Here is a 5,914-nt window from a genome sequence, read left to right as displayed (position 1 = left end):
GGATTAACAGAATAAAACATGGGCATGTCCATCCAGGAAGGTGTGAAGCGGGCACCAACCGAATAGCCGCAGGCATTGAGACGATGGCGGGTCAATTCATGCGCCTCCATCACCTTGGCGTGCGCATCGAATACATCGCCAAAAGTGAAATCTGGCGTCATCGCAGCTTCTACAGCTTCGAGCGCTTCGTGTGCCGCGTCATAAAGCTCCTGGTGCCGTTTCGATGCCTTGCCGGTCAATATCGTGCGCATCATGGGGGCGTGGTAGTGGCGATAGACGCCGGCCCATTCCAAAGTCAGTTGATCATTTTTGGTCAGCTTGCGTCGCCCGGACTTGTACCGGCAGAGAAGCGCATCTTCACCCGAGCCAATGATGAACTCGTTGGCCGGATAATCACCGCCGCCTGCAAAGATTGCCGATTGCATGGCAGCAAGTATCACGCCCTCATCTGCACCAGCTTTCACCAGTTTGAGCGCTGCATCGAGCGCTTCGTCGCTCAGTTCCGCGGCCTTGCGGCTAAAGACGATTTCGGCAGGGCTCTTTAGCACACGCAATTTGTCGACGATGCCTGAAATGTCGACGAGTTGCCCGAATGCTGTGAGCTGTTCGTCAAGCTTCCGGCCGTTGGCGGCGGTGAGTCCGTGAGTCTGGTATTCGATTCCAATGCGGCAACCAAGCAGATCGAGATCGTTGAGAAGTTCGCGCAAATCGGCTGCGGGATTGGCGTTGTCGCGGTCCGCCCATACTATGATATTTTCGATGTTCGACGTTTGGCGCGCTTGTCTCAAATCCGCGGAACGGGTCATCAACACGTTGCTGCCATCCGCCTTGACGACCAGGCATTGGAAGAAACAGAAGCCAAAGGTGTCGTAGCCGGTGAGCCAGTACATGCTTTCTTGGGCAAACAGCAAGACCGCATCAAGCTTCTGCTCGGCCATGACCATCATAAGCCGGTCACGGCGCGCAGCAAATTCTTCCGGTTCGAAATGGAGGGCCATACTCTTACTCCGTGATCGTAATCGCTGATATCTGCCGGCCGTAGTCAGCTTCCTTGCGGTGGGTCGTCCGGCGGTAGGAGAAAAACTGCTCCTCATCCGCGTAGGTGCACTGTTGAAGCCCGGAGGCTTCTACCCCGGCACGTTCAAGCCGCGTTATGATAAAGGCCCATAGGTCAAACATCTTGTGACCGATATTGGCCGAGTCGCGGAAAAACGCACGATAGGAAGGATCAGTTCCGACGAACTGGTCATAGAACTCTCCTCCCACTTCGTAATTGTCGGGGCCGATCGTTGGGCCGAGAACAGCCTGGATCCGGTCGCGACGTGCACCCAGGGCAATCATCGCGTCAACAGTGTTTTCGAGAATGCCGTCGATGGCTCCGCGCCACCCGGCATGCGCTGCGCCCACCACTTTCGCCTCGGTGTCAGCGAAAAGGATAGGACCGCAATCAGCAGAAAGGGCACCAATGACGATGCCGGGTGTGGCGGTCACAATGGCGTCGGCCTTGGGTCTGTCCCCATTTAGCGGCGTCGCAACGGTGATGACATCGGATGAATGAACCTGATGGACGGTGACAAGCTGTGATAGGGGAGCGCCGAGCGATTCAGCCACGCGCCTGCGATTCTCCTTGACGCGATCCTGATCGTCATTTGAACCGCTGCCTACATTCAGGCCGCGATAGATGCCGTCCGACACGCCGCCTTTGCGAGTAAAGAAACCATGAGCGATTCGGTCTTTTTCAGGGGATCCCAGCAAGGAGGAACATAGCGGTGCTGGTTTGTCTGAAGTTATCATACCGAATGCCTTTCAAGGGAGCGGATGGTGGTTGAGCAATCGATTGAAGTCAATTGCCAGAATTTATTTCGCTTCGAATGGGAAAACATGTGTTGCGGGATCGCTTACACACAGCACCTTGAACAATGTTCCCATCTGTTCCGGGCTCACTAAACGTTCAACGACTACCCCAATTTGTTCCTGGACCTCCACCGACTTATGTTGGCCCAGCGCTCCGGCGCGATCAAGCAAACCCATGGCCAGCAAAAAATCGCCTTGCGTCATCGCACTGGTCTTACAACCTTCACTGCGGGCGGCCAGCGCGAGAGCACGAAAATCCACATGGGTGGTGAGGTCGGCTGCGCCGGGAATATGCAGGACATCGACAGAGTTATGGTGGCTCAGCGCTTGCAACGTATCGCCAAAGCCCGGTTGCAAATGTCCGTAGTCGAACAACAGCGCTGCGCCTCGTTCATGATGAATACGCGCTGCAATTTCCTGCATGAGGGCATTGCGGGCCGGAGCAATCTCGAAAATACTCCCCTCCGGAGCGATGTCATTGCCCGGCGGAAGCAGCGCTGCCTCAATCGAGCCGGAACCGGCAGCAAAGACAAGGTTTTGCTCTGCATCGAGCGCAAGCACGCGTTCGACAAAACGCCCTTTCGTCTTCACATATTGACGTGAGGGGATGGCATCGAAAAGCTCATTGGCGACGGTAATCAGCGGACCCGATGCTATATCACCAAAGTTCTTTTTCCAGACGATGGCACCACTGTGTTTTCCTAGCGACTTTTGCTGAATTTGCGTCAAACGATCGCTGATTTCCACCATATGGATTTTAGCAGCAGCGATAAAACCCGGTGCGATCTTGTCGGCCGTGCGGATGAGATCTTTCATAAGCGTGCCGCGTCCAGGCCCAAATTCGCAGAGAACAAAATCGTCGGGCGACCCAAGCGCTTGCCAAGTGTTGACACACCAGACCCCGACGAGTTCGCCGAACATCTGGCTAATCTCGGGCGCCGTAGTGAAATCGCCATCTTTGCCGAATGGTTCGCGCGTTGTGTAGTACCCCCCGTCTCGATCGAACAGACACATGGCCATGTAGTCAGCAACGCTAATCGGGCCATTGGCCTCGATTTGCCTGATGATGCGTTGCCCGAGATTCATCGTCCGGTTGCTACCTCAGGGTTGCGGGCAGACAAGATGAATGCCAGTCCGACGAGAACCATGGGAACGGAAAGCACCATCCCCATCGTTAGCCAGCCGCCGTAGAGGTAACCAAGTTGCGCATCCGGCTCCCGGAAAAACTCGACGAAAATGCGCGATAGTCCGTAGAGGGTAACGAATGTTCCTCCGATAAATCGCGGACTTTTCAGTTTACGGCCATAGAAGATCAATAGAGCTAAAACTGTGAACAATACGATTCCCTCGAGACCTGCCTCATACAGCTGGCTCGGATGGCGCACGAACGGGCCGCCTGTCGGAAAGATCATGCCCCATGGTACGTCTGTCGGGCGACCCCATAATTCGCTGTTGATGAAATTGGCAACGCGTACAAGGCCGAGACCAACAGGCACACCTGCGGCAATAGTGTCGAGCATGCTGTAGACGTTGATCCGGCGTGAGCGKGCAAAGAGCACCATGGCGAGAATAGTGCCGAGCATGCCACCATGGAACGACATGCCGCCTTCCCAGACTTTGAACATGTCGAGCGGATGGGCGATATAACGGGCAAAATCATAGAACAATATATAGCCGATGCGCCCGCCGAGAACGACACCGAGCGCTGCCCACAGGACGAAATCGTCCAGGTCCGCAGGCTTCATCGGTGGTGTATTGTTTGCCCAAAGCCGAGGCTTGCTGATGAGCTTCTTAGCGTACCACCAGGCAAATAGGATGCCCGCCACGTAACCGAGGCCATACCAATGTACCGATAGCGGACCCAGGTTGAATATTACGGGATCGATATTGGGAAATGCGATCGCGGCAAACGTCGGTAGAAGTATTTCGCTCACAAGGCACTCCATAGTCGCGATTCAATTTGGCGGGACCATGCGCGAGGGCAAGAACAGCGTCAAGTTGCTCCTCCGGTAACATTTGTGCGTTGCCGATCCAATGCCAACTTGCTTGCAATCGCCTGGCGCGGCGATTATTTGATTGGGAAACGAGAAAGGTGTCCGCCGATGACCAATGGATCAAACCGCGTTCTTGATGAACTGGCAAAGCTCGTGACCGATGCAGCGGGTGCTGCTCAGGGTGTGCGGCGCGAAGTCGAGACCGCATTTCGCGGTCAAGCCGAACGTTTGCTCAACACGATGGATGTCGTTCAGCGCGAAGACTTTGAAGCTGTGCGCGAAATGGCTATCCGGGCGAGGGCGGAAAACACTGCACTGCTTGCGCGCATCGAGGCGCTGGAGGCGCTTGTAGGCCAGAAGGGTAAAGCGTCGAGCGATACTCCTGAAAAACCAGCGGCTTCAGGTCGCACGAAGAAGGGCTGATACCGAACAAGCACGAAGCTTGTTCGGTATCCAAGCGGCAATTGCGGGTCTAGTTTCAATCCAGTGCTTTAGGCGTTACCGCTTTCCGCCAATTTTTGCTCGCCTGCAGCGATCGCGGCTTCCTGGGTGTCGTAGGGCCCCACTTTGTTTCCCTCTTCTTGATCGATGGTAATCACATAGTACCACCGACCATCATCATTTTTCTGAGTTGCGGTTACCTTCGTATTTGGCTCGCTTGTCATCGCCACCTCCTGTTGCGTTACACGGTATAGGCAATCTAGATGATGTGGATATCGGAGATATGACGAACGCTTGACGACAGGCTCGATGCTTGCCGGCGGAAAGACGTTGGGATCAGGTTGCCCTTTATCCGATATTTCGATGCTCCTTGTGCCTATCCCCAAAATAAATCTTAAGTATTTATCAACAGGTGGAAATCGCCGAAAATCGTTGTCTTAGAGTCAGTTAAAGGCAGCTCGTGAATCTTTTTCCGAACTTCTGTCCACATCCATTCCCACCATTCGACCAAAAGGGGACTGGCGCTCGGACTCAGCATCAATACACTGAAATTACAGCATGATTCGTTTCGGCGATCATGTAGCGGTTATCAAGGTTTGTTGCCGCGGCCCGGCTGGCGCGTTCTGCCTGTTCATTGGGTCTAAGCGTTTGGTGTCCTTTGGGTTGGTTCGCTGTGTCCCCGCAGCTTCATACGAGATTCGATTTAGCAGGTAATGGCAATGAGCCTTCTGGAAATAGAGATTGCGCGCGATTTACATCCAGTTGATGTGATCGAGCATGTGGCCCATGCCAATGAGTGGGCATTCGAGCGCACTGGAGAGGACGAGATTGCCATAACGGTAGAGGGAAGCTGGACCGATTATCAGATTTCCTYCTCGTGGATGGAAGATTTCGAGGCGCTCCATTTGGCCTGCGCCTTCGACATTGCGATCAGCGAGCCGCGGGTCAATGAAGTGATGCGTTTGCTGTCGTTGATCAACGAACAGCTTCTCATGGGACATTTTGATCTCTGGCGGCAGGAGGGCGCGGTTATGTATCGTCAGTCACTCCTGTTGTCTGGTGGTGCCGAGCCCACGAGCAAACAGGTCGAAGTACTGCTTTCCAGCGCGCTCGATGCCTGCGAAACCTATTTCCAGGCATTCCAGTTCGTTGTCTGGTCTGGTTCGACGGCACGGGAATCGCTCGACAGCATCCTGTTCGAGACAGTAGGCTCGGCCTGAGACAATCATTCAGGATCAGCAGCGTGGCTACAATTACCTTTGATGATTTCGAGAAAGTGGATATCCGCATCGGTACAATCGTTGAAGCCGAAACCTTTCCCGAAGCACGCAAGCCTGCATTCAAGCTGAAGATCGATTTTGGTCCCGAGATCGGGATCAAGAAATCATCAGCTCAAATCACCAAGCACTACACGCTGGAAGAGCTCAAGGGCCGACAGGTCATTGCGGTGGTCAATTTCCCGCCGCGCCAAATCGGGCCGTTCATGTCCGAAGTGTTGACGCTGGGTTTTCCGGATGAAGAAGGTGCCGTCGTCCTTGCCGCAATCAGCAAACCCGTGCCGAACGGCGGCAAGCTCTTTTAGACAATAGAGACCATACCATCGCACGGAATGCGATGGTATGGAC

8 protein-coding genes are annotated in these 5,914 nt (G+C 54.4%); 3 read left to right on the top strand and 5 right to left on the bottom strand.

What is annotated here, in order from left to right; genetic code table 11:
• The 4 genes from ACXJ5O_RS16810 to lgt form a co-directional block, all read right to left on the bottom strand.
• On the bottom strand, positions 1-998 hold a 998-nt coding region (locus tag ACXJ5O_RS16810; protein ID WP_457300883.1), incomplete at its 3' end, for a M24 family metallopeptidase.
• 4 nt (positions 999-1,002) lie between these two features.
• Positions 1,003-1,794, bottom strand: a complete 792-nt coding sequence (gene pgeF / locus ACXJ5O_RS16805; RefSeq protein WP_457300882.1) for a peptidoglycan editing factor PgeF — start codon at positions 1,792-1,794, stop codon at positions 1,003-1,005.
• 63 nt (positions 1,795-1,857) lie between these two features.
• Positions 1,858-2,940, bottom strand: a complete 1,083-nt coding sequence (locus tag ACXJ5O_RS16800; RefSeq protein WP_457300881.1) for a class I SAM-dependent methyltransferase — start codon at positions 2,938-2,940, stop codon at positions 1,858-1,860.
• Positions 2,937-3,800 (bottom strand): prolipoprotein diacylglyceryl transferase, encoded by an 864-nt coding sequence (lgt, locus tag ACXJ5O_RS16795; RefSeq protein ID WP_457300880.1) that lies wholly within the window; start codon positions 3,798-3,800, stop codon positions 2,937-2,939. The genes ACXJ5O_RS16800 and lgt overlap by 4 nt, the downstream gene beginning before the upstream one ends.
• 156 nt (positions 3,801-3,956) lie before the next feature.
• Between lgt and ACXJ5O_RS16790 the strand changes: the two genes are divergently transcribed.
• Positions 3,957-4,271 (top strand): accessory factor UbiK family protein, encoded by a 315-nt coding sequence (locus ACXJ5O_RS16790; protein ID WP_457300879.1) that lies wholly within the window; start codon positions 3,957-3,959, stop codon positions 4,269-4,271.
• A 68-nt stretch (positions 4,272-4,339) separates the two neighbouring features.
• On the opposite strand, the gene ACXJ5O_RS16785 is transcribed toward ACXJ5O_RS16790, so the two are convergent.
• A complete protein-coding gene (locus ACXJ5O_RS16785) occupies positions 4,340-4,513 on the bottom strand; it encodes a hypothetical protein (RefSeq protein WP_162701950.1) in 174 nt (57 codons plus the stop codon).
• Between the two features lie 495 nt (positions 4,514-5,008).
• Between ACXJ5O_RS16785 and ACXJ5O_RS16780 the strand changes: the two genes are divergently transcribed.
• The gene (locus ACXJ5O_RS16780; protein WP_457300878.1) at positions 5,009-5,509 is read left to right on the top strand and encodes a YbjN domain-containing protein; all 501 of its coding nucleotides are present in this window, start codon (positions 5,009-5,011) and stop codon (positions 5,507-5,509) included.
• A gap of 14 nt (positions 5,510-5,523) precedes the next feature.
• Positions 5,524-5,871, top strand: a complete 348-nt coding sequence (locus tag ACXJ5O_RS16775; protein ID WP_457300884.1) for a tRNA-binding protein — start codon at positions 5,524-5,526, stop codon at positions 5,869-5,871.
• Positions 5,872-5,914 lie beyond the last annotated feature (43 nt).

This window comes from Phyllobacterium sp. P5_D12 (assembly GCF_054049495.1).
This window is presented reverse-complemented; position numbering and strand designations above follow the sequence as displayed.

What these genes read in the sequence shown, in the direction of transcription:
- pgeF (WP_457300882.1), bottom strand. Translation starts at nt 1,794, where the DNA reads ATGATAACTTCAGACAAACCAGCACCGCTATGTTCCTCCTTGCTGGGA.
- ACXJ5O_RS16800 (WP_457300881.1), bottom strand. Translation starts at nt 2,940, where the DNA reads ATGAATCTCGGGCAACGCATCATCAGGCAAATCGAGGCCAATGGCCCG.
- ACXJ5O_RS16790 (WP_457300879.1), top strand. Translation starts at nt 3,957, where the DNA reads ATGACCAATGGATCAAACCGCGTTCTTGATGAACTGGCAAAGCTCGTG.
- ACXJ5O_RS16785 (WP_162701950.1), bottom strand. Translation starts at nt 4,513, where the DNA reads ATGACAAGCGAGCCAAATACGAAGGTAACCGCAACTCAGAAAAATGAT.